Genomic DNA, 22,675 nt, shown 5'->3' on the forward strand with positions numbered 1-22,675 from the left:
TGGAGATGGCAGCCGGATTCGAACCGGCGATAAAGGTTTTGCAGACCTTTGCCTTACCTCTTGGCTATGCCATCATATTAAGATTTCGTTGCCTTACATTTGTAATAGAGAGGTGAGTCCCTTAAAACTAAAAAGAAATTTTAAATTTTTTATTTTTTGAATGGCAGCAGCTAAATTTACATCAGCAATTAAAGCTTTGGGACCTTTGCCTTACCTCTTCCTACGCCAACATTGCAGTATTTCATTGCCTTACGTTTGTAATAGAGAAGTAAGTCCACAAAAATTAAAAAGAGTGTAAAAAAAAGAAATTCGCACCTCATAAGTACGAATTTCTTTTTTACTTTGAGAAACTGTAAGAACTCTACATTAAGTCAATTTCTTCATCACGTTCACCCACACTCTCTTTATGCCTTCATATTTAATAGGACCGTAAGTTATACGAAATCTAACACAGAAAAAATTTATATTTCTTTTTACTTTTTTAGATCTTATTTCTCTACTACTTACGAGAAGAAAAAAGCGGAGGTATTGATTATGAAGAAAAATTATGGAGTTACTGTCTTTACTATGCCCCACTGTCCGGCTTGTATTAACTTAAAGAAATGGCTTATTAAAGAGAATATTACCTTTACTGAAAAAAATATTATTAAGGATTTAAAGGCTCAAAAAGAATTTGAAGAGTTAAGCTTAAAGTATACTCCAACCATTTTTATTGAAAATGGTGAAGAAACCCATAAGTTTATTGGAGCACCCATTAAAGAACTTGAAAAAATTTTACTATCAGAATCTAGTTCAAAATAAATGAGGTTACAATCATGGATATTATTGAAGAAAAGGTTAAGAAATATAATCAAGTTAAAATTGATTTAATGAAAATTGCCCAATGTATCGATTATTGCAATGAAGATGAAAGAGAAATTTATCAAGACATTGCTCTAAACTACTCAAAACACCTTAAATGTATACAGGAATCAATCGAGAAAATCTATGGTATAGATCTTTGTAATTGTTGCACTCTACCAAAAGAATAAGTAAAATTATTCCTATTTTATAGAGGCTAATTTTTCATATATTTTCACCATTCTTACCAATGAGAGCTAAGGCTCTCTTTTTTTATTTCCTTTCGTCAAAATATAAAATTAATAATTTGCTATCATTGTGTGAAAATCTTACATTTATCAACAAATTATTATTGTATTTTCAATTTTTAGAATGTAAAATATTTCAATGTAAATACATACCATTTAGGGAGATGGAGAAAGTTATGAAAAAACTATTAGCTTCAGCAACAGCGGTCACATTATTAACAGTAGGGTACAGCTCTGCTGCATTTGCAGCCAAGAGTCCTAATGATACAAAAAACTGTGGACATTTTAAAAATCAACAAGAGGCTCAAGCGTTCTGGGATCAAAATGGATATGGTGTTGGAAATGATCCAAATCGTTTAGACAATGATAAAGATGGTATTCCATGTGAAGATTATAAGTATTCAACAAACACAAATACTACAACGGACAATAAAGAGACTACTAAGCAGGAAAATACTAAACAAGAACCTGTAAAACAAGAAAATACACAACAAAACAACCAAGCATCAAACAATAAACAAGAGCAAACTAAACAAACAGCTGTAAAGACTGAAACGAAAAAACAAGGTGAAAAATTACCTAATACAGCATCAAACGGCGTTACAATGATGCTTGCAAGTGCTGCTTTAGTATTAGCAGGTTCAATTCTTGTATTCCGTCGTAAAAAAACGAATGCATAAACTAATACCTAAAAACGGCAGGAATGTTCCTGTCGTTTTTAATGTGGAGTGATAAGCTTGAAAAAACTTGATTGGTTGGGGGTTTTACTAATTACTATAGGCTCTTTTGCCTTTGTTTATTACTTTATAGATTGGTATGATGCAAGAAAAACTGTTGAAGCCTTAACCAGTACTGAAATTCAACAATATCAAAATATACAACCTGCCACTAAAGATGAAAAAGATGTCAACAATGAATCAAACAAAGGACAATCTCAACATACTATACCAAATCAAGAATCTAATCTTACAAACACTAGTGAACCCATACCAGAATCACAAAAACAGATCCCAGCTTCTCAAGTTCAGCATCAAATGGGAGAACAAATCGCCTATATGGTTATACCGAAAATTAAACAGAAATATCAAGTTTACTGGGGGGCTGATGCTAGAACTTTGAAAAAAGGGGTAGGAATGTTTGTTAGTAATATTACCACTACTCCTTCTGGTAATGGACATACTGTTTTAAGCGGCCATCGTGATACGGTATTTACTAAGTTAGGAGATTTACAAGAAAATGACTATATTTTAGTTGAGTATGATAAAAGAGTATACATTTATCAAATTCAAAAACATTGGATCACAGATGCAAATGATCGCACTGTAATAGTCGCAAAAGACAAACCAACATTAACACTAACTACATGCTATCCATTTAACTATATTGGGGATGCACCTGAACGATACATCATTGAAGCATCTTTGGTTGCTATTAATTGAAAGTGAGGGCTTCGGCTCTCTTTTTTATTTCCGTTCGACAAAATATGACAATGTAGTTGTAACTGGATTTGTTATGATTAAATAGATATCTTACATAATATAAATGGTTAGTAATAAGCAAGAGAAAAAAGTTAATAAATATAAAGGAGGTATGGATATAACATTGAAATAAACAAAATATACGTTTTATATTAAAAATGATGTAAAATAGATATAAATAGAGCTTTAATTACCTTTTTATTATTAATTAGACTTTAATTTATGTTATTTATTTACAAAGGTGTGATCTAATTATGGACGATACTGTAAATTCCAACGAGGAAAATAAATTAGAAATTAATATTGATATTAATACTAAAATGTTTAATGAGTATAGTTATGAGATAAAACATCAAGAAAAGATTGTATTAGCGGCTGAAGAGAGGAGAGCAAATATGATTGATTTTCTTGCAAAAGAAGCTGAGGAACAATATCATACTCAAAATAGAGAAAAAATTATTGAGCTCTTAAAAGATACAGATTGTCCTACTCATAAAATTAAAATATTAGAACAGGCACATGCTGATATCTCAAAATATAATGAGGACTTCAAAAATGCTATGTGTAGACGATCATTTCTTAGGTTTAATAACCTATATAGTGAGGTAAAGCCTTATCTTGCGAAAAAACGGTCTTTTTGGATTTTTAAAAAAAGTAATTAAAATTTATTTTTTAAAAGTCATAAATTTGGATGGAGGAAATGTTATGTTTTCCTTTCTTGTTCTGAAAAATGGAGAATTCTCAAAAAAAGATTTACGGTCTATGGAAAAATATTTGAATTTGAAATTTCGTTCTCAAATGGGGGATATATTAACAGCTGATAGTGAAGATTATAATTTTAATATCGTTTGTGATAATGATAGTTTAGAAATTTCATTTTATAATGATGTAGAGTATAAAAACCTTTTCAAAAATTATTTAGAAAACAATTTAGTAGGTCATATAAAAGGTTTTTATATTGATAAAGACTATGCAGATGACAATTATTACACTGTTCTAAAAGAATTTGCTAATGAAAATGCAATTGTTATTAACTGATTAAAAATAATTAAGATTGATTATTTTTATATTAAATACATAAAGGAGTATTTGATTATTATGAATATAAAAGATAAGAAAATAAATATTATAAGTTTAGTAGAGGAACAATTAAAATTAAAGTCTAAAAAGCACGAAATAACAGAAGAAGGGGATGATCCTGAAAAAATAGATATAGTAACATTAAATTTTGTTAGTAAAGAATCAGATATAGATATTGATATGCATTTAATTTTTGAGGAAGATCCTGATAGATTAGATATTGTTATTCCAGATGTTTATGATTTAGAAGATGTAGATTCAATGAAATCTAATGAAATCTTTAAAGAGGTTTTAGATATGAATAGTTCACGATTATTATATGGTAGATTAGGTTATGCCTCTGAACTCAATTCAATAACTTATATGAATTCTATCTCTTTAAAAGGAAGAAATAGTCTTGAGGCTGATGAACTAAAAGATTATATCAATTATTCTCTATTCATTACTAATAAAGCTAAAGAACATCTCAATGAACTTAAAAATAAAGAAGAAATTAAGGATATTTAATTATTATGGATGATAAAAAAGAAAAATTAATCGATAATACTTATGCAGTGATTCAAGCATTATTTTTCCTTATATCCTGTGTAGTAATTACCTCTATAATTTTAGTTGATAAATACAAAGATATCCAGATATTGAACTATTTGAATTTAATTTCTTTAATAGGGGCCATAGCTTTACTTATATTAATGATGAGAGATAAGGTTGATTTATTCAAGGATATTTCTGAATATGATAAGACAAAGCATAAAAAATTATTAGGCATATGTGCATCTATTTTCATCGTTATTGTTATTTCTATTGTACTACTCTTAATTTTAACAAATAAATTAATAATAGATTCAAGGACTGATGCTATAATAGGAGCAGCAGCCTTGGGGCTGGCTTTATCAAGTGATTTGCTCTCCATTCTTCTATTAAAAATAGTATTACGAAAATCTATAAAAAAATTTAAAAATATCTTTGATGTTTATGATAAAGCAAATTAATTATATAAATTCGAATTATACTTCTCAAAAAAATTTATATACCAGCGTAATAAAATGAAATAGGATTTCAATACATATTATTAAAATTAAAGTGATTCAAGTCGGAGGAAGGCACCTTTGGGTGTCTTTTTTTGTCTCCCTAATTTTATTTTTATTCCATTTTATTGGAGAATACCACTTACAATAATTACTTCCATTTTTAAAACAATTAACAAAGACCCTGCTATCTAAATAACAGGGTCTTAAATATAGTAAAGTGAGTACCTCTTCCTTTTGTATAGGTACTGCTGCATAGTCTGGTATATTTCAATGGTATCACGCACCCATTTGTTAGGATTAATTAATACGTTTTACTCTAGCAATCCTAACATCATTAATCTCAAATTCATTACAATATAATTGTGCTCTCTTTTTTTCGTGATTCTCAAATGTGAATAAGCATCTGTATATCGGATGAACATCAGGCCATCCCAGATAATCTTCTTCTATAAATTGTACATATTCACCTTTTTTAAAATCTTCACATGTATCAGTAGTAACTTTAACATACTGCCCTGGGGTTAATTCAGGATATTTCATATATACCACCTCAAACAAATTGAGTATTTGCGTGATTAATAAAATTATATAACAAAACACTACATTTTTACAATCCTTACATAGCCTCTTGAAATATTAAATTACCTTTACTTAATAACTTCATTAAGCCATTCGGGTTTGATTTGGTCACCTTGAACCAATCGTAACTCCCTAAACAAAAAAACTAAATCCGCCCCTGAAAATAGCTTTACAGGATATCCATCCTGATATACTTCCTCCTGAGCCTGTTTTGAATAATATGAAGTTGTAACAAAGATACCATATTGTCCACGAGATAACCGTGCCACTAAGCGTGATAAGTGCCTTGGCTCAACCCTATTTTTCCTGCCAAACCTTTTTGCTTCCCCCAGAAAATTTATATCATAGGCCAAGGGATATGGTAAGCTAAAATGCCCTATAAAATCGAATCCCCCATCTTTAGTCGGCCTTGTTTGCGTAATAGAGTGAGTTACATCTTTTAGCTGTTGAAATAAAGCTACTGTTACTGCTTCAAATTCTATTGGAGATAGCGAAACTAACTGTTCCAATATCTTAGCATCCGGACTTCCTTCTTTGGGTAATTGACTATCTAGAGTTCTTATTTTATTTTTCCATACATGTAATTTGTTTATTTTACCATTTTTGTATTCTCTCCATGAAGAAGGTGCATCCTTATCTATAAAGTTGATCTCCTCAAAATCATTTGCTCTTGCTCGATTATGTAACCAAGTAATATCTACTTCTTCAACATCAAGTATTGATAGGTGACATCTATAATTTTTTATTGGTAAACCACTTTTATTATCTACAAACCAAGTAAGTTCAAGTTTATCTAATATACAAAGTCCATTAAATCTAACAATTCCCGTCCTTGTTTTTGAAAAATGTAGTATTGGGGGGACATGCTTAAAATTACCATCTAATATAAATGATTGATAAGTTCAAGCGTTTTATTTCCTTCAAAGTCATCATATCTCTTTTCATAATTGAATTTTGCATCACCCCAATATAAAATTTCTCCCTCAGATAAATCTACAATATCATGCCAGGGATTACTTTCCCCCGAGTTTGTATCACTTGTCACCAATATTAGATATGCAGGTGCATCACTAAATCGTGATACATATTTTAAAGGGCGAATCCCTGGCGAATTTCTCATACCACTGTTCTTTATGTTTATCCAACGTGAAAACTGGTCTTCTTCATTACGGGTTGAAGCTTTATCTATGTATTCATGTCCTAACCTATATATGTTTCCCAACATAATTGCCCCCATTGACGAGTTATTCTTTTATAAGACTATCTTTATTTTAGAAAATACGATTAAAAACTCCTTATATTTTAACAGGAAAATCAAACCATAATAATATTGTTTTTTTATATAAAAAAGTAAAACATCTTGTAAATACTAACCTCATAAAAACTGTATACCGCGTACCTACAATCACTCACCGCAACGATACGAATTTAAGAAACGCTTTCTTCCCCCAAAACGATAAGAATGAACTTTAGCGTTATTAAAATAAAAACAATTCTGTTTAGAGAGAACTTTAAAATCTTATATTAATAGGGATATTTGTACCAGACCACCCCCAATAACATATGAAGATCAATAACTTTAAAAAAACAAGTTTTTAATAGTGGTTTTAAATTAAAACAAAAAATAAAACCCTATTAAGTCAAAACAAACGTTTATTTAATAGGGTTTTATTTTAAAAATGAAATCACCAAAAAAAATTACCTCTTGCATTCCATATACACACATTGTATACTGAGTTTATCGATAAGCAGTCAAAAAACTTGCTTTTCGCAATGCAATAAAGTTCCAATGACAGCAACACCAGCACTCCCATACATCCCCATGCATGAATGCTGGTGTTACACAAAAACATTAGGAGGTAACGTTAAAATGCAATTATATCAAAATGAAGAAATAAGAAGCAAGAAAATAGGACTTGTATTACAACCAGTCGGCCCACAAGGAAATGAAGAACGTACAATTCTTAAGGCAGTTCATTTAGACAATATAGCCGAGGCTTTAACTGATGTACAATATACATATTTAGAAAAAATTTTCCCAAATAAGGAATTTCTAATTTGGGGAGTAAACGATCGCGGACCTACAGCTACTCAGTACGATCTAATCGAGAAAGATTTTCATGTTTGGTTTTATAAGCAACGTAATTATTTTTTACGTGCAAAAATAGCTTGCAAGTTCCATAACCCAAAAGTAGCAAGCATGTTATGGAAACCAGATAAAAACGGTCGAAATTTCAATAATTTATATTTTTGCCCCGTTGAATCATTAGAGAATATCAACTTATCTGTATTTAAAGTGAATGAAGTATTGGAATCAAAGGAAGATATTTTACGTCGTATGACCGTTTATGTCGATGAAATAGCAACAGCTTTATTGAAATTACTATAAATATACAAAATCGTGACCAAGGACCTAATTCTCTGGTCACGATTTTATACTAGAAGTACTAAAAGGAGCAATTTAAATGACAGAAATAATGACAGGCTTACGTTATTTAATGAATGTCAAAGGGCAAAAAAATAAAGATATTGCGAAAATCCTTGGCATCTCTACCCAAGCAGTTTCACTTTGGACAAAGAAAGGCACTATTCCCAATAAACATTTAGAAAGACTTGCAAATCACTATAAAGTATCTCAAGAGTATTTAGTAAACCCACTCACTGCTGATACCATTAGTGTCATTGAAAAAGATGCAACACCCATGATGCAAATTGTCCATAATGGACTTAACATGTATGGAGATTTTAATATTGTATTGCAGCCAACCGGTGACAAAATAGCGCGTACAAATTATGAAAGCACAGTTCGTCAACTGCAAGACATTGAGGATTTTTCTGATTATGTAAAAACAAACGAATTAGCTGATTTACATATGATTTTTCCAGAAGGACAATGCGCGGTGTGGGGAACTAAGTCTGGTGTCAATGACACAACAAAGAAACAGTACGATAAATTAGCCCTTGGTGATTTCGTACTATTTTATCAGGATAAACATTTCTATAGCCGTGCAATTGTAGCATATAAAATACATTCACCTAGACTAAGTGAATACTTATGGGGAACCCCTATTTTTGAAAATATATACTTACTGCAAGATGTTCAACCATATAACTTATCTATTGTACGATTTAATGAAATTGTATATGGAAAATCAGAAGATTTCCCAGTAATGGCATTCCGCGTTTTAAACCGTGAACAAAGTTTACAGATTATTGATGCATTGGATATTGAAGCTGATTATTCTCCAACTAAATTAACTAGCAGAAAACAACCTCGTGAAGATATTTTGAAAGCATTGTTAAATTTAGAAAATAATAAAGAACTTGACCGTAATACAAAACGAAAATATCGCATTGAACAAAGTTTATTACGTGAATTTTTATTTAATGGTAAAAACGAGGTTGTATGTGCCTGCTGCCAAACAAAACTTTCGCCAGATTTTTTTGCGACAGCTCATATAAAAAAACGCTCGCACTGTTCAAAAAAGGAAAAACTAGATGTTAACGTTGTAATGCCTCTCTGCTACTTAGGATGTGACATGTTGTTTGAAAAAGGTCTACTTGTCGTCAATTCACATGGCCATTTCCAACGTACTGATGTAATAAATAAAACAGTTCCCTATGAAGGACGTTTAGGCAAACTGCTTGCAAAGTATGACCAAAAACCTTGTTCCTATTGGAACAACGAAACAGCCTTATATTTTCAATGGCATTATAATCACCATGTAATGAAATAAAGATCTACAATAAGTATTGGTGTAACAATGGAATCAAATCATGCGATAAGCATTAGCGGACATTAAAAATGAGAAAAACCATATTAATTGAAGCGGTAAAATAATATTTGGATGGGGGTCCAATACATATTATTAAAATTAAAGTGGTTCAAGTCGGAGGAAGGCACCTTTGAGTGTCTTTTTTAATGTATAAAAAAAGAGAGAAACAGTTGTGTTTCTCTCTCCTTTTATAAATAATTATAAATTAAAATTGCAAATGATACTTAATACTTACTTACAAGGCATCATATCACCAGTATGGCCATCCGAGTACTCTCCAACGCAAATTGCTTGCTGTGTTTCAGCTTTAGAATCAAATGAATACACCCCAACTACTCCAACTACTCCTAATAACCCTGCTAGTACTAAATTGCGAATCTTTTTCATCAATAATTCCTCCTTTAAAGATATTCAATTAATAAGATTCTCCATTTTTTTACTATTACCTTCTTTTAAAGCATACCTTTTCGATAAATTTAATAAGATATATTTCGACTCTTTTTTCATTTCCCTTCGACAAAGTATGACAATATACAGATATTTATTTTGATAAGATTGTCCAGAAATATTACATTTTATATATCTTGGAGGAATTAAATTATGAGCAAAAAATTATTAATGGCTTTATCATGCAGCGTGTTACTTATGGGATTGGCTGCTTGTGGTTCAAATGATAAAGCAAGTACATCAGAAGAACCACAACAAGAAACTAAAAAAGAAGAGGAACAAAAGAAGTTAGATGAGCAAAAACAGGAAGATGAACAAAAGAAAATAGAAGAACAGAAAAAGGTCCAAGAACAAAAAAAGGCTGAAGAACAACGCAAACAAGAAGAAGCTACGAAAAAGGACCAATCAACAATTACTTCTGGTAACACTATTAAAGGCTTAAAAGACGAGCTATCCATTGGTATGTCATTTAAAGATTATCTTGCTAAAAAGAAATCATTAAACGTAGAGAATCCCTTCAGTATTTCACTTGGGAAAGGTAATGTAGGAAGTGTCCTTCAAGCTCAAGATGGAGTACTAGTCGTATGTATTGATGGAGAAAAAATATTTGATTTAAAAACATTTAAAAATGTTGATGAAGCTAAAGAATACGAAAAGAGTTTAAAAGTAAAACACTAGAATTAATTCATATTTCACAATGACCAACTGTTGGTTTGAAATAAAACTTAATCAAAAAAGTATCACGTCCCCATATTATATGGTAAATACAAAGACTCTATTTTGAAAAAAGTTTAATCAAAATAGAGTCTCTTGTTAGAAAGCTAAATTTAGTTTTTATAAAAAAGATTGATCAAAACCCATAATCTTATCTATTATAACAATTTACTTATACCTAACCTATTCTTGAAACCAAAACAGAACTTCAATAGGTGCTTTTAAAACCTTTGCAATATCATAAGTAAGTTTGAATGAAGGGTTATATTTCCCATTTTCAAGATTGCCAATTGTTTCCCTTCTAACACCAACCTTATTAGCTAAATCTTCTTGAGACATATTTAACTTTACTCTATATTCTTTCATTCGAGTCTTAAGTGGCATCTTGCATCCCTTTCTTTTCTCTATGCTCAAATACTTCTAAATTAATTATGAATGTGCCTAAAGGTATGGAAAATGAAATTATAACGAATAACCGAATTATATGTGCATTTTCAAATATAAAAACACTTAAGAGTAGTATACTGCCTAGTACTATTGCTACGAAAAAAGCTCTTGTAGCGGCGATTCGAACATGCAGCATAAAAAGCTCATCTGGTACTACTCTTGCATATGCGAAGAAGAAAAAGAAACCGAAAAAGTAATATGCCCATAAAATATTACCTAAAAATGTAAGCGGACCTAAAAACCCCAAAAAACCAAGAAATCCTAAGTATGCTAATTTATTTTTCATACAAACCTCCTATGTGATATATTTCGCTCTTTATGTTATAAATATATCACATAAATTTGATAATAAAAAGGACAGAAAACAGTACAACTGTTTTATAAACGTCGCAAATTTATCTAAAAGTTACATCGATATTACTTAACATGGGAAAATAATATTCGTATGGGAGTCCATATTATTAAAATCAAAGTGGTTCAAGTCGGAGGAAGACACCTTAGGGTGTCTTTTCTTTATAGGGGCCCGCCAAATCATCATCAACAAAAAAATAAACGCCTCCAAAACGAAAAAAATGAGCTACCTTCTCAAAGTAACTACCTGTAGAGAAAGAAAATTTTCGTTAAGGGGGGACTTTAAAAGCTTAGCTTGATAGCGATGGGGTAGCATCACATGCCCTTTAAGTTAATATTTTTAAGTACCCAAAAACGATTTTTCCACCTTTTCACAGTTATTTAAGGGTAGTAGGCTCACTTTTTCCTTTTGGGGGAACAATTAATTTCTTAACTTGACGGCGATGTATGATGACCCCTAATAAGAAGAATGAAAAAATCAAGATTACAGCCAAATTTTTGCTAATTGAGAAACTCCTTCTATTATCTTTTTTTCACATAAATTACCCAATCCAAGTTGAATATGCGGATATCGTGGTGTATATTTCGAGAAATATTTTGAACAAGGATAAACTACAATTCCGTGTTCATATGCCCTTTCAATTAGCATTTTTTCACTCATTTCCGTTTTTACTTCAATAATAACGAAAATTCCGGAGCTACCACCTTTTATTTCAACATAATTCTTAAAATGTTTTAATAATTCCCTATTCAATAGTTTCATTTTACGTTTATACAAAGCTTTCATCTTCCTTAAGTGTGAGTACCAATATCCTTCATTCATAAAGGCCGCCAGTGTTCGCTGATGGATAGATGAGGATGTTTGCTCAAGCAAAGGGAGTATCTTTTTATATTCACTTATTAGCCTCCTAGGCAAAACCATATAACTGACACGGATAGAGGGTAGTAGTGCTTTTGAAAAAGTTCCTAAATAAACCACCCTATCATTAGAATCTAAGCTTTGAAGAGACGGTATAGGTTGATGGATGTATCGAAATTCACTATCATAATCATCCTCAATAATATATCCTTCCACCTTTTTTGCCCATTGAATTAACTTTAATCTTTCATTGACGGGTATAGTCACTCCATATGGAAAGTGGTGAGTAGGAGTGACATATACAAGTCTAGAAGGCGATTTTAAAAGGAGATCGACTTGGATGCCTTGTTCTTTTACCGGGATTGGATCAATGATAAATGATTGAAGAACAAAAAGTTCTCTTGCCACATTATATCCAGGGTCTTCGACTGCCAGATAATGATAGTCTTGCTGCTTTAGCAACAACGACAAAAGTAATAACAAGTGCTGTGTGCTACTGCCAATAATAATTTGTTCTGCAGAAGTATTAACTCCTCTTGATTGAAACAAGTAATCTGCTAGTACCTTTCTTAATTTAATGTCTCCTTGTTTTTCTCCATATGAAAACATGCTAGAGTCTTTAATGATTTTGTTTGTAAGCATTCTCCATTTTTTCAAAGGGAAGTTCTCTTGATCCACTGTCCCAATTTTAAAGTCAATAGTATTCATGGCAGCATGATTTGTTTCATGATGCTGTTCTCTAGTGGGTTCATAATTAAGTATCTCATCCGATATAGTAGCCTCTACAAAAAATCCCTTTTTGTTCTCACTTCGAATATATCCTTCCGATTGCAGTTGTTCATAGGCTACTTGAGTTGTGTTTCTACTGACCTCTAATTGGATAGCAAGTTGTCTAATCGATGGCAACTTTGTATTCTTTTCTAATTTACCAGATAAAATTTGAGTACGTATGTATTGATAAACTTGTTGGTACATAGGAGTGTTGCTTTCTCGATTGATATTAAATATTAGTTCATTCATCATTGTAATACCTCATCTGTCATTTGTTTTTATTATAAACTGTACCTTTTAGAAATGACGGTATAAATGAATAATAAATTTAGAAAAAAATTGAATTTGGGAGAAAACTTATGACAATATTTATGTACATATTTTGTTTGATTGTATGGGGACTCAACTTTATTGCAGTAAAAATTCAAGGAACTCCTGTCAGCTTAGAATTATCCTTAACGTATCGTCTAGTTATGACAGCTTTTTTATTTTTGATACTTGTTTGGTTCCTTCGACCAAGAGGGATACCAACAAGAAAAGATATCCCATTTGTAATAATTTTTGGTGTATGTAACTTTGCATTAAGCTATTTATGCCTTTATTACGCCACAATTTTGAGTTCTGCAGCAATCGTAACATTGATTTTTTCATTAAAGGTGATTTTGACCCCGATTACCCTTCGGATTTTTTTAAAAGAAAAGTTACATTCACGCGTTTTGGTTGGGGGGATTTTTGGTGTATTAGGCGTATGTATTCTCATCTATCCGAACTTGCACAACTTTCAAGGGTACAATGACATAAAAGGAATTATAGTTGCGATCTTAGGTACGTTTCTTACAGCAGTAGGCGATGCCAGCTCGGCACGAAATGCAAGTCACAAGGTGAATCCTATCTATGCAAATGCCATTGGATTTACAGTGGGCAGTATATTGATGGGAGTAATTGTATTATTTCAAGGACAAGAATTTATATTTCCAACATCGTTTTCATATTTATTTGGATTGTTATATTTAACTCTGGTTGCTTCATTTGTAGCATGGTTATTCTATTTGAAGCTTGTAGAAAAAATTGGAGGAGCTCGAAGTGGCTATATGGTTGCACTTTTCCCGGTAATTGGAGGAATAGCTTCCGTTTTAATCGGTGAGTCAGATCCATCATTGTATTTGTTTGCTGGTTGTTTTTCTAGCTGTATTGGCGCTGCTATCGCATTAGGGTTTAGAACTCGGAAGCAAGTTACGAAATTACCTCTAAAAAGAGTTACTTAAATGGTTAACAAATAACATTAAAATTATTAATTCACTAGATTATTAGAAAAAATGGTTCCCTATATAATTTTCCGGTAAAATATAGATATAATTTAAGAAGATAAAGTTAATATAGATCAACTAAATAACACAAAGAAAATGTTTTATTGCATAAAAAAAGGCTCCATTGCTGGAGCGCTCAAAAATAAAATAAGTAAATGAATTAAAACAAATAACAGACAATTTAACTATATAGATTAAATATAAATAAATCTATATATATGCAACATTGCATGTAAAGTTCTATTTATTGATGCTATAATAAGCTTACTCGATGATTGTTATATATTTTTATGGTTTTTAAGCAATATAATACCTTCTTAACACCAAGTGTACAAGTAAAAGAAGACATCTTAATTGATGTCTTCTTTTCTTATATAATAATAACACAATAAAATTATAAAGAGGCAAGTTGAAGGAAGGCACCTTTGGGTGTCTTTTCTTTTAGGGCACGGAATAAATTTTACTAGGATACATACCTAATAATCACTTTTTCTTCAGTAATAATCCCTTGATCCAACAACTCTTTATACCTCAATATTTTTTCAGCCCCACGGTTCTCCATGCGTATATTGTATAACGTTTGTTGTATTAACCTTTGATTGGTCCGTTGAAACATTTACTCCATTTAATAGTATGACCGTAATTATTAATCCAATTGAACTGCTGATGATTCTTTTCATTTTAAAGCCCCTTTCTGAAAACCTTTTTCTTTTTCTTTATATCCTAAATAGAAGTATTCACTGGATTTCATTGAATTTCCTTCTTCATGGTATTTAACCGCTAATTTTTCAGCATATTCCTGGACATATTGCCATAAACCTACTTCATTAAAGAAAGATATTCCTTTAGAAATAGCTAACTCTAATTCTTCAGCAGAAACATTTTCATTCATTCCCTTTAGAATTGTAAAGTGATGTTCATATTCTTTTTGTTCTAGTTCATTACAGATTACTAATCCTTTTTCAATTAAGGACGCTGCAAGCTTTGTGTTTCCTAACTTTAAATTCTCTCTAGCTTCCAAAAAGATCGCTCTAAAGTGATTCGGAATTTTTTGTGATACTTCAGATAAGTAACGAAGTGCTAAATCAGATAGGTTTTGCTCTGCATACATAACCCCTAAACTATGTCGAACTCGTAACATTAGCTCCTCTTCATTCTGCTTTTTCAAAATATCCAGAGACGACATAAAATAAACTTCTGCCTGTTCAAATTCATTTAGCTTTACACATGCTAAACCCATAACATTGTCACATGCTGCGACCTTCCTACTATACCCGTACAGCCCTTCAAATACATTTCTTGCTCTAGTTGCATATTGAATTACTAAAATAGGCTGGCAAACATGATAATAATAGCTGGATAGCTTAAAGTTAAATTCTGCTTTTTCGATTGGATCCTGAATATTTTTCAACAAAGATTCTGCTATTCCATAATGCTTTTCAGCCACTTTAAAATCACCGTTTACCGTAGCATGAGAAGCCTTAAAGAAATGGTAATAATATAATAAAGATTCATCTGATGGCGCTTCATCTAACTTCATTTTTCTTAGATCATTCTTAGATATGTCAGATTGATGGGGATAAAACTCTGCACTCAACATTTTAAATCTAAAATCTAAAAGTGAATAAAACTCTGTATTCTTTTGATCTTCTTCCATACTATTAATTTTTGTATCAATACTTTGTTTTAATTCCTTTGCCTTAACGAAATTCTGTGAACGAATTTCTCGATACCAATCATGTAAAAGTAAAGTAATTTCTTCCTTTTTTATTACATGTACACTCATATAGCTCCTTCTCCTTTGTCTATAGATTACTAACATAATAACAAAAATAAGCATATAAAACATTCAATTTTCTGAATATTATTGTTTCAAAAATATTTCTCAATACATTTTCACCATTTCAACTCTTTAAACTTATAACTTTTTCTGTTCCTTATTCGTTTCTATATAAAAAATAACAATTCATTATTGGTAATGATGAAATATGAAAGTCTATCCTCTCATAAGAAAGTCCCTTTTCTTTTTTTCAATGATCGATATTACCTAACATGTAAAAAAAGATTCGGACGGGAGCCCAATACATATTATTATAATTAGAATAATTCAAGTCAGAGGGAGGTACTCTAAGGATGTCTTTTCTTTTGTACATTATATCCATTACATGCTCATTGATTTTTTATATACGTTTGATATAATTATTGTAATAGTATTACAGTAATACCTTGTGTATATAATAAAAAGAAGAGATGCGCTAACATCTCTTCAAGTAACTGCTACCGCAAGGTGGTCGGTTGCTTAAACTTATTTTTTGCGTTTAGAACCGCCCTTTCGCTTGCCGGCATTTGGGGCGGTTCTTTTATTTCGTTTACTGCTAATCTTCTTCGCCAGCTCATTCGCATAAGCTGTTGCAAATACTGTAAGGAATACCTTAGCAGCGTCATACAATAAATTAAATAAAGAATCCATTCGGTCACCTCCTTTCTCTCTAGAATCAGAGAAAGGATAGCAACCTCCCGCCCTCACAATATACAGTTACATACAGTCTATCACACAATTTTATTAGAGGAAATATCATCGGAATAATCTCAAATTACATCGAGCTAAAAATAGAATATAGATTTTGTTCACTTTTACGATACATTTATGAAACATTCATATGTTACGTTATATAAGTCCTTTTTTGAATCATTTTCATTCTGTCAAAAAGTCCTAGTCCCCTCTAGGGCTTTTTACGTTTAAATAAAAGATTATAGCCTCTTTCTCAATATATAAAATAATATTTGGGTGGGAGTACAATACATCGCTTCTTCTAAATGGTACAATTAGGAGAAAGGGGTGGAAGAATATGTATGATTACAAATTTGCGAAAGTCGAAATTGATGGATGGAAAGGGCAACCCAAAGAAGATTATAAGCGTATTATTATCGAACATGCTGAGGATGGTTGGGAATTTGTTCAAGTCCTTACTCTCACAACCTCAGGATACACGACTTCTTTGGAGATTATCTTCAAACGAACCAAAGAACTTCTTTAAAAAATGAAAGAGGTTTGCCTTAAATAACATACAAAAAGAACTGAAATATTTGGATGGGAGTCCAATACATATTATTAAAATTAAAGTGGTTCAAGTCGAATAAAGACACTCCAAAGAGTGTCTTTTCTTTATAAAGGATAATTCTATTATTGTGCTCTTCCTTCATAATATCCCGTACTACCTTCGTAATATTTTAAATACCATTTTATTTTTACATACTCACCGTTGTAATATTCCCATTTTTCAAAGTAATTAGCGAAAACTCCACTCGGCTGACAAATATATTTTGAATACTTATCACCATCAAATCTAACTCTATCAAATTCAAATCTAGAATCACATTCCTGCGTAAGACTTGTTGTATTTTCTGTACTCGCTGACGCAGCCACTCCTCCTGTTAATGCGATACCAGCTGCTAATGCTCCTACTACTAATTTCTTGAACATAAAAATTCCCCCTCAAATATTTTTTGACTTGCACTTTAAATGTATCACCTTTGTAATTTTTGTAAATATTTTGAATTTGTAGAAATATTTATTTAAATCTTGTTAATATTGGTAATATACTTTATCAAATGGAAAATAGAGGGATTTGCAATGATATGTAATAATGCATGTTCATTCAGGAAAAAATTGTGATAAAATCCAAGCACCTGTTCTTTTTTCAGTTATATTGGAAACCTTACTTCTTATTTACCCCAACACAAAAACCCGCTGTCATGAAAATACAGTGGGTTTTTCTTTTGCACATAAAAAAGCCTCTCCACCCTATGGAAATGGATACCACTTTGCTATAGGATCGTTCAATTCGGAGGAAGGCTCCTTAGAATTTCTTTTTTCATTAAACTAACATGTAACCTGTAGCAAATCCTTTTATTTTTTATCATGTAAACCCCCATCTACAAATAAATCAGAGCAAAAATGACTATCTGTCCAAATTAGTTTTAAGGTAATATTTTACAATAATTACTATTATATCAAATTAAAAACTATTAAAATAGTCTATTAAATAAAAATGTTATATTTTACAATTTTAACAAATAATATTATTTTTAGGAGGTATTTTCCAGATGGATAACAAACAAACAAAAAAAATTATTAGTGCAGTTTTAGCGGGTACATTTATGTTTGGCGTTGCAGCCCCATTAACCTTTAATGTACAAGAAGTGAAAGCCTCAGGATTTGAAACAGTTGATGAAAGATTAAGCCAAGAAGAAATTTTAGATTTACTAAAATTAGAAAAAGAATTGAAAGAAAATAATATTTCAATTGAAGATATTATGACAGGGATTGAACAAGAATTAGCTAAAGAAGTTCCTGGAGAAGCATTACCATTATCAATCAAAAATGTTGATGGTCCACAATACGGTCCTAAGTCTCAAGCGGCAAAGATAGCAGCAAAACAAATGTTAAAAAATCTAAATAGAATTGGGAGAGTTGCTTGGGATAGAAGTGTAAGACAATATGTTGATAAATTACCAATTTCATGGGACAGTAAAAAAGCATTAAAAGGATATTTGAGTTATACTGTAGTTGTTAAAACTCTTAATGTAGTCATTGGTTTTAGCGGAACTATTACAACAGCTATATCAAACCAGCTTAAAAAGATGGGCTGCCCTGCATGGTTAGCAGATATGACAGCAAGAGCAATTGTAACATTGTTATTATAAATTTGAATTTCCAAAGAAGGTGGATATTCTATGAAAAAACTATTGCAAATAGCTATTACCTTTTTCGCAATATACACAATTTTACACATTATAGTAGGTTTTGATTTTAATCCAATTATTAGCTTAGTAACTAGAATTATTCAAGCCTTATTGGCACTTTGTTTATTAATTTATGTTATCAAATTTACAAGAAAAACAAATCGTTAAACTAAATCATATTGTTCAATTACGTACATTGTAACACTCGTAATTAGACATAGATATGTCGTACACCAAAGATACCTAAAAGTGCTCAATTCATTCATTAAAACATAAAGTAAGGTGAACCCGTTAAAATCCATAGAATGAACCCTAATTTTACCCTCAGATCTAAAGGAAGCACTATTGTTATGGAATATAGTGATAATCGCGGCGAAGGCTGCAGTTTTGCCGAAGAATTTACTTTACTAGTTGTATTGTTTATTCTATTAATCATTATCGGGTGCAGTTGTTTCTGCTAAAAACTATTAGAAAAGGCACCTTAGAGTGTCTTTTCTTTATTACATAATACCAAATTATGCTCTCGTTTTTTCAAAACTTTATGCAATTATACATAGTTGTATAAAATACACCAAATAAATATTACATGTAGTAAAATATAAATTGTGGATACATTCTATAAAGCAGATTCTTTTGAAAGGCGTAACATATCGATCATTACAGAAGGTGTGGCGTCACTCTAATACTGATCTCAAATCTCTTGTATTTTGTAAACTAACAATCTGATGTATATAGACGATTCTGTTTTATAGGATGTGTTTACACGTATAACAAAGGGGAATACGGATAGGTTTATACTATATGAACGTGGTTCAAGTCGGAGGAAGGCACCTTAGGGTGTCTTTTTTTATAAAAAAAGACGCATATTCCTATTGAAAGGATAAGGCCTTTACAACAAACAATAATTGCAACTAAATTATTTTTACATTACATTAAGATTAGAGAATATTATACTAATAAAGCACTAAATAGTAGGTGGAGAAAATGGAATTTAACGATTTGGGTATTACCATTAAAGAACTTCGAATGAAAAAAAATATATCACAATCCGAATTATGTCATGGAATATGTTCACAAAGTCAAATTAGCAAGATAGAAAAAGGTTTGATTTATCCATCTAGCATATTGTTATATCAATTATCAGAAAGACTTGGTGTTGATCCAAATAATATATTTGCACTAACTCAAAACAAAAAATTAAAATACGTACAAAATGTAAAATATGTAATGATCGATTGTACAAAGCAAAAACAATTTAAAGAACTTTATGAAATAGTCAAAAAAGAGAAAAACGAAAATAATTTCCAATCAAGAGAAGATAAACAATTTCTACTATGGTATGAAGCAATTGCTATATATCGTGTGAATAACGCAACAAAATTAGCTTTAACTCTTTTAAATAATGCATTAAAACTAACTGTAACGAATGTTGATTGTTTATCAGAAAGAGAAATAGATATTATGCAGTCAATTGCTATATTATATGCGGAAAATAAAGAATATGAAAAATCTATTAATATATTAAAAAGATGTTTAAGAAATTTTGACAATTTGGATTTCCCTAGAGATAAAGAAATTAAATTAAAAGTCGTTCTTAATTTAACGAAATGTTTAAATCTAATGGATCAATATGAAGAATCAATAAAATACAGTGACAAGGGCATCAAAATAGCTATTAATCTAAATACTCTCTACCTATTAGGTGAATTATACTATTTTAAAGCTTCGAATTTATTAAAACTTAAACAACCTAATGAAGAAGCTATTGTTAATAACATGAAAAAAGCATTATTTATATTTGAATTAACAGAAAAAGAACATTATATACAAATGATTAAAGAAAAACTTATTGAAATACAGAATGAAAAACACTCATAATTACGTAAAAACTACCTACAAAGCCCACAGGAAAAGTCCCTATAACTTTTAAAGTTAGCACTATATTATTAAAATTAATGTGCTTCAAGTCGGAGGAAGGCACTTTAGGGTGTCTTTTTTTATGGAAACTACAAAAACGAGTTTAATTCAAATCCTTTGGGATGGACCATACAGTATCACAGACCTCGTAAAACTAAAAAATGAAAAAATCGATTATGAAATTTATCAGATTTATGGGAATCACCCTGTGTATGGTAATGACGTTCTGTTGTATATTGGATGTTTTTGCCCATTCCTAAAAAAGGGGGGCTGTTACAAATATGGAGAAATATAGAAAATCACTGAAAATGATTGCAATTTGAGTTAACATAGTATTAAGGTAAATTTCCTAAGTAAGTATTTAAGGGGTGAATAATTTGAGTTTCACATATAAGAGACCGTTAATTTTTATAGTCCTACTGTATATTGTATTGGTAGCTTTTAACTACGCAAATCATAATCAATTTAATTGGTTTGAAAACCTTATAAAAACACTATTTATAGTAATGTTCTTTGAAATTATGATGTGGTTATTTTCTTCAAAAAAAACAACCTCTAGAAAATAAGAGGTTGTTTTTTATCAATCACCATGTTTTTCCTGTCCAGCCTTCTTCTTCATAAATACATGTACCTAGATACCAAGCAAGCTGACCAGCTAAACCAATTAAATTACCTTTGACGCCTAATCTAATCATTTTTCTAGCTGCTAATTCATATTCTTTGTTAGTAATATTAGCAATAATAGAACCTATAAAGCCTACTGATAGAAATTCTTTATAATTTGCTATAAGTTTTCTTTCTATACAGTTATCTACAGCTTCCGTTTCTTGTTTGAATGGATCTTCATAGCCAGGTGGTGTATTTACACGTTGGATTTCTTGTCTCAATTGTTCTAATTCTTCAGTTTTACCATATTTGTTTTCTATCATATCAATATCAATATCTACTACTCTTCCATGTTTATCTTTAATTGCAGCTTCTTCAACAACAAATTTCAATTGTGCAGCTACTTCTTGCACTAATTTTTCTTCTTCACTATTAATCTCTTGAGCTTTGGAGATTCCAGCGAAAGAAGTTGCAAACAACGCGAGTACAAGAGCCATCGATACAATATTTCTTAATACAGTCTTCATTTTTAATCCCATCCCTTTTTCCTTATTTATGCTTTTTTACCGGTATTTTCTAGCACAACTCTATCTTAATACATAAAACTATAAAAATATATACCCTTCAAAAAGCGGAAAAATAGTGAATTCCAACGATTATTACCTTTAATACTGCGGTTTCAAGATATTTACAATTTAATTATTTGAATATTCTGCATTTTATTTATCAATTTAATTACGGATACAGATATAATGTTAAATGGTAGATTAACTGTCTGTAAGAGCACGATTCGGGAGGACTGCTTAAAGTTTTATTGTTATCTAATCGTATGAAATTCGTAAAATGTCTGGTGCTATCTCTTATAAAAAAGTGGGTACAATGATATTTTCTTATTCCCCCTTTTCGGGGGATAGACAAAAGCACCCATAATCTGTTTTTCTTAAATTTCACGTACTATACCAGTTGTATAAAACCAAATTCAGCAATAAGGCCTATTCTACCATCCGTCCCCTTATCCTCTAACCAAGTAAGTAGTAAATTCCTTATTTATTCCACTATCTTAGTAAGTAGTTCCCCCAGGACTTAAACAATCTTAAGTTTTTCATCTTTTCTTCGTAATTAAGCTTGACTGAAGGTTTTGAGGGTTTTTATCATGTGGGAACGATTAAGGAACACGGCTGGAAGGCAGATTTATCCCCTACTTTGAAAGACTACAAAAAAGCAATCGATCAAAATAGATGGATAAGCGTCTTGTTTTCGCCATGCGGTCACTTATAAGGTATCCGTATGTATAGACCCTGTTCACTCAGCGATTTTCACCGCATACATCCTTTTTCTATGGCTTGTCCTTGTAATATCGTCCCTACACGACAAGCTGAATGTACTCCCTAGCACCGTAATGCTAACGATAACCACCCGAACCTTTTAGAGAATCGTCCCTGGGTAAGTTCTCACCCTCCCTCACCAGAAGAACAGGA

At 31.0% G+C, this 22,675-nt stretch carries 30 protein-coding genes, 1 tRNA gene and 1 pseudogene; 18 read left to right on the forward strand and 14 right to left on the reverse strand.

The window, feature by feature from the left end; all coding sequences use genetic code 11:
- A tRNA-Cys gene (locus ACTFRS_RS26985) sits at positions 1-74 on the reverse strand.
- 460 nt (positions 75-534) lie between these two features.
- Here ACTFRS_RS26985 and ACTFRS_RS26990 point away from each other — a divergent pair.
- From ACTFRS_RS26990 to ACTFRS_RS27025, 8 genes are all read left to right on the forward strand, one after another.
- Entirely contained in the window at positions 535-801 is a 267-nt protein-coding gene (locus ACTFRS_RS26990) for a glutaredoxin family protein (protein ID WP_242300174.1), read from the forward strand.
- 14 nt (positions 802-815) lie between these two features.
- Entirely contained in the window at positions 816-1,031 is a 216-nt protein-coding gene (locus ACTFRS_RS26995) for a hypothetical protein (protein ID WP_063222598.1), read from the forward strand.
- 233 nt (positions 1,032-1,264) lie between these two features.
- The gene (locus tag ACTFRS_RS27000; RefSeq protein ID WP_242300176.1) at positions 1,265-1,768 is read left to right on the forward strand and encodes an excalibur calcium-binding domain-containing protein; all 504 of its coding nucleotides are present in this window, start codon (positions 1,265-1,267) and stop codon (positions 1,766-1,768) included.
- A gap of 57 nt (positions 1,769-1,825) precedes the next feature.
- A complete protein-coding gene (locus ACTFRS_RS27005; protein WP_440025790.1) occupies positions 1,826-2,527 on the forward strand; it encodes a class D sortase in 702 nt (233 codons plus the stop codon).
- Between the two features lie 293 nt (positions 2,528-2,820).
- Positions 2,821-3,228: a hypothetical protein gene (locus ACTFRS_RS27010; protein WP_440025788.1), complete on the forward strand. Its 408-nt coding sequence runs from the start codon at positions 2,821-2,823 to the stop codon at positions 3,226-3,228.
- Positions 3,229-3,271: 43 nt separating this feature from the next.
- Complete coding sequence (locus tag ACTFRS_RS27015) at positions 3,272-3,604, forward strand: hypothetical protein (RefSeq protein ID WP_440025786.1); 333 nt, start codon at positions 3,272-3,274, stop codon at positions 3,602-3,604.
- A gap of 60 nt (positions 3,605-3,664) precedes the next feature.
- Positions 3,665-4,153 (forward strand): hypothetical protein, encoded by a 489-nt coding sequence (locus ACTFRS_RS27020; protein WP_440025784.1) that lies wholly within the window; start codon positions 3,665-3,667, stop codon positions 4,151-4,153.
- A gap of 5 nt (positions 4,154-4,158) precedes the next feature.
- The gene (locus ACTFRS_RS27025; protein WP_440025782.1) at positions 4,159-4,638 is read left to right on the forward strand and encodes a hypothetical protein; all 480 of its coding nucleotides are present in this window, start codon (positions 4,159-4,161) and stop codon (positions 4,636-4,638) included.
- A gap of 336 nt (positions 4,639-4,974) precedes the next feature.
- Here the strand turns inward: ACTFRS_RS27025 and ACTFRS_RS27030 are convergent, their stop codons facing one another.
- The 4 genes and pseudogenes from ACTFRS_RS27030 to ACTFRS_RS27045 form a co-directional block, all read right to left on the reverse strand.
- On the reverse strand, positions 4,975-5,217 hold the full coding sequence (locus ACTFRS_RS27030; RefSeq protein WP_317738832.1) for a hypothetical protein: 243 nt from the start codon (positions 5,215-5,217) through the stop codon (positions 4,975-4,977).
- Between the two features lie 107 nt (positions 5,218-5,324).
- A complete protein-coding gene (locus ACTFRS_RS27035; protein ID WP_440025779.1) occupies positions 5,325-5,765 on the reverse strand; it encodes a restriction endonuclease in 441 nt (146 codons plus the stop codon).
- Between the two features lie 102 nt (positions 5,766-5,867).
- Positions 5,868-6,143: pseudogene (locus ACTFRS_RS27040) on the reverse strand (hypothetical protein); the annotation flags it as partial.
- Positions 6,137-6,481, reverse strand: coding sequence for a hypothetical protein (locus ACTFRS_RS27045; protein ID WP_440025778.1), 345 nt, complete (start codon positions 6,479-6,481; stop codon positions 6,137-6,139). The gene ACTFRS_RS27045 and the pseudogene ACTFRS_RS27040, both read right to left, overlap by 7 nt.
- A gap of 645 nt (positions 6,482-7,126) precedes the next feature.
- Here ACTFRS_RS27045 and ACTFRS_RS27050 point away from each other — a divergent pair.
- Together ACTFRS_RS27050 and ACTFRS_RS27055 are read left to right on the forward strand one after the other, a co-directional pair.
- A complete protein-coding gene (locus tag ACTFRS_RS27050; RefSeq protein ID WP_440025776.1) occupies positions 7,127-7,645 on the forward strand; it encodes a hypothetical protein in 519 nt (172 codons plus the stop codon).
- A gap of 76 nt (positions 7,646-7,721) precedes the next feature.
- Positions 7,722-8,993 (forward strand): hypothetical protein, encoded by a 1,272-nt coding sequence (locus ACTFRS_RS27055; protein WP_440025774.1) that lies wholly within the window; start codon positions 7,722-7,724, stop codon positions 8,991-8,993.
- A gap of 270 nt (positions 8,994-9,263) precedes the next feature.
- On the opposite strand, the gene ACTFRS_RS27060 is transcribed toward ACTFRS_RS27055, so the two are convergent.
- Entirely contained in the window at positions 9,264-9,419 is a 156-nt protein-coding gene (locus tag ACTFRS_RS27060) for a hypothetical protein (RefSeq protein WP_158319933.1), read from the reverse strand.
- 213 nt (positions 9,420-9,632) lie between these two features.
- On the opposite strand from ACTFRS_RS27060, the gene ACTFRS_RS27065 reads away from it, so the two are divergent.
- A complete protein-coding gene (locus tag ACTFRS_RS27065; protein ID WP_440025771.1) occupies positions 9,633-10,157 on the forward strand; it encodes a hypothetical protein in 525 nt (174 codons plus the stop codon).
- Between the two features lie 219 nt (positions 10,158-10,376).
- Here ACTFRS_RS27065 and ACTFRS_RS27070 read toward each other — a convergent pair whose 3' ends face one another.
- The 3 genes from ACTFRS_RS27070 to pdxR all read right to left on the reverse strand — a co-directional run bounded on the left by ACTFRS_RS27070 (position 10,377) and on the right by pdxR (position 12,873).
- Positions 10,377-10,577 carry a helix-turn-helix transcriptional regulator gene (locus ACTFRS_RS27070; RefSeq protein ID WP_440025769.1) on the reverse strand — a complete coding sequence of 67 codons (201 nt, stop codon included), beginning with the start codon at positions 10,575-10,577 and terminating at the stop codon, positions 10,377-10,379.
- Positions 10,567-10,926, reverse strand: a complete 360-nt coding sequence (locus ACTFRS_RS27075) for a DUF3796 domain-containing protein (RefSeq protein WP_440025767.1) — start codon at positions 10,924-10,926, stop codon at positions 10,567-10,569. Before ACTFRS_RS27075 ends, ACTFRS_RS27070 begins: the two co-directional genes overlap by 11 nt.
- A gap of 549 nt (positions 10,927-11,475) precedes the next feature.
- Complete coding sequence (gene pdxR, locus ACTFRS_RS27080) at positions 11,476-12,873, reverse strand: MocR-like pyridoxine biosynthesis transcription factor PdxR (protein WP_440025765.1); 1,398 nt, start codon at positions 12,871-12,873, stop codon at positions 11,476-11,478.
- Between the two features lie 107 nt (positions 12,874-12,980).
- Here pdxR and ACTFRS_RS27085 point away from each other — a divergent pair, with 107 nt between their 5' ends.
- Positions 12,981-13,886, forward strand: a complete 906-nt coding sequence (locus ACTFRS_RS27085; protein ID WP_440025763.1) for a DMT family transporter — start codon at positions 12,981-12,983, stop codon at positions 13,884-13,886.
- Positions 13,887-14,470: 584 nt separating this feature from the next.
- On the opposite strand, the gene ACTFRS_RS27090 is transcribed toward ACTFRS_RS27085, so the two are convergent.
- From ACTFRS_RS27090 to ACTFRS_RS27100, 3 genes are all read right to left on the reverse strand, one after another.
- Positions 14,471-14,608: a Phr family secreted Rap phosphatase inhibitor gene (locus ACTFRS_RS27090; RefSeq protein ID WP_000821343.1), complete on the reverse strand. Its 138-nt coding sequence runs from the start codon at positions 14,606-14,608 to the stop codon at positions 14,471-14,473.
- Positions 14,605-15,714 (reverse strand): tetratricopeptide repeat protein, encoded by a 1,110-nt coding sequence (locus tag ACTFRS_RS27095; protein WP_440025760.1) that lies wholly within the window; start codon positions 15,712-15,714, stop codon positions 14,605-14,607. Before ACTFRS_RS27095 ends, ACTFRS_RS27090 begins: the two co-directional genes overlap by 4 nt.
- A 519-nt stretch (positions 15,715-16,233) precedes the next feature.
- Positions 16,234-16,398 (reverse strand): hypothetical protein, encoded by a 165-nt coding sequence (locus ACTFRS_RS27100; RefSeq protein WP_000377658.1) that lies wholly within the window; start codon positions 16,396-16,398, stop codon positions 16,234-16,236.
- Between the two features lie 379 nt (positions 16,399-16,777).
- Here ACTFRS_RS27100 and ACTFRS_RS27105 point away from each other — a divergent pair, with 379 nt between their 5' ends.
- On the forward strand, positions 16,778-16,966 hold the full coding sequence (locus ACTFRS_RS27105) for a DUF4177 domain-containing protein (RefSeq protein WP_242300141.1): 189 nt from the start codon (positions 16,778-16,780) through the stop codon (positions 16,964-16,966).
- A gap of 146 nt (positions 16,967-17,112) precedes the next feature.
- Here ACTFRS_RS27105 and ACTFRS_RS27110 read toward each other — a convergent pair whose 3' ends face one another.
- Positions 17,113-17,412 (reverse strand): hypothetical protein, encoded by a 300-nt coding sequence (locus ACTFRS_RS27110; protein ID WP_000473807.1) that lies wholly within the window; start codon positions 17,410-17,412, stop codon positions 17,113-17,115.
- 623 nt (positions 17,413-18,035) lie between these two features.
- Between ACTFRS_RS27110 and ACTFRS_RS27115 the strand changes: the two genes are divergently transcribed.
- The 4 genes from ACTFRS_RS27115 to ACTFRS_RS27130 all read left to right on the forward strand — a co-directional run bounded on the left by ACTFRS_RS27115 (position 18,036) and on the right by ACTFRS_RS27130 (position 20,552).
- Positions 18,036-18,635, forward strand: coding sequence for a hypothetical protein (locus ACTFRS_RS27115; RefSeq protein WP_074603361.1), 600 nt, complete (start codon positions 18,036-18,038; stop codon positions 18,633-18,635).
- A gap of 30 nt (positions 18,636-18,665) precedes the next feature.
- A complete protein-coding gene (locus ACTFRS_RS27120; protein WP_002115188.1) occupies positions 18,666-18,842 on the forward strand; it encodes a hypothetical protein in 177 nt (58 codons plus the stop codon).
- Positions 18,843-19,024: 182 nt separating this feature from the next.
- Positions 19,025-19,135, forward strand: a complete 111-nt coding sequence (locus ACTFRS_RS27125) for a YjcZ family sporulation protein (RefSeq protein ID WP_440025757.1) — start codon at positions 19,025-19,027, stop codon at positions 19,133-19,135.
- A gap of 523 nt (positions 19,136-19,658) precedes the next feature.
- Positions 19,659-20,552, forward strand: coding sequence for a helix-turn-helix domain-containing protein (locus ACTFRS_RS27130; RefSeq protein WP_440025755.1), 894 nt, complete (start codon positions 19,659-19,661; stop codon positions 20,550-20,552).
- Between the two features lie 623 nt (positions 20,553-21,175).
- Here ACTFRS_RS27130 and ACTFRS_RS27135 read toward each other — a convergent pair.
- Entirely contained in the window at positions 21,176-21,736 is a 561-nt protein-coding gene (locus tag ACTFRS_RS27135; RefSeq protein WP_000523415.1) for a hypothetical protein, read from the reverse strand.
- A 616-nt stretch (positions 21,737-22,352) separates the two neighbouring features.
- Between ACTFRS_RS27135 and ACTFRS_RS27140 the strand changes: the two genes are divergently transcribed.
- The gene (locus ACTFRS_RS27140; protein ID WP_303046291.1) at positions 22,353-22,475 is read left to right on the forward strand and encodes a hypothetical protein; all 123 of its coding nucleotides are present in this window, start codon (positions 22,353-22,355) and stop codon (positions 22,473-22,475) included.
- Positions 22,476-22,675: the final 200 nt, after the last annotated feature.

This window comes from Bacillus cereus group sp. MYBK139-1 (assembly GCF_051916915.1).
Classification (GTDB): domain Bacteria; phylum Bacillota; class Bacilli; order Bacillales; family Bacillaceae_G; genus Bacillus_A; species Bacillus_A pacificus.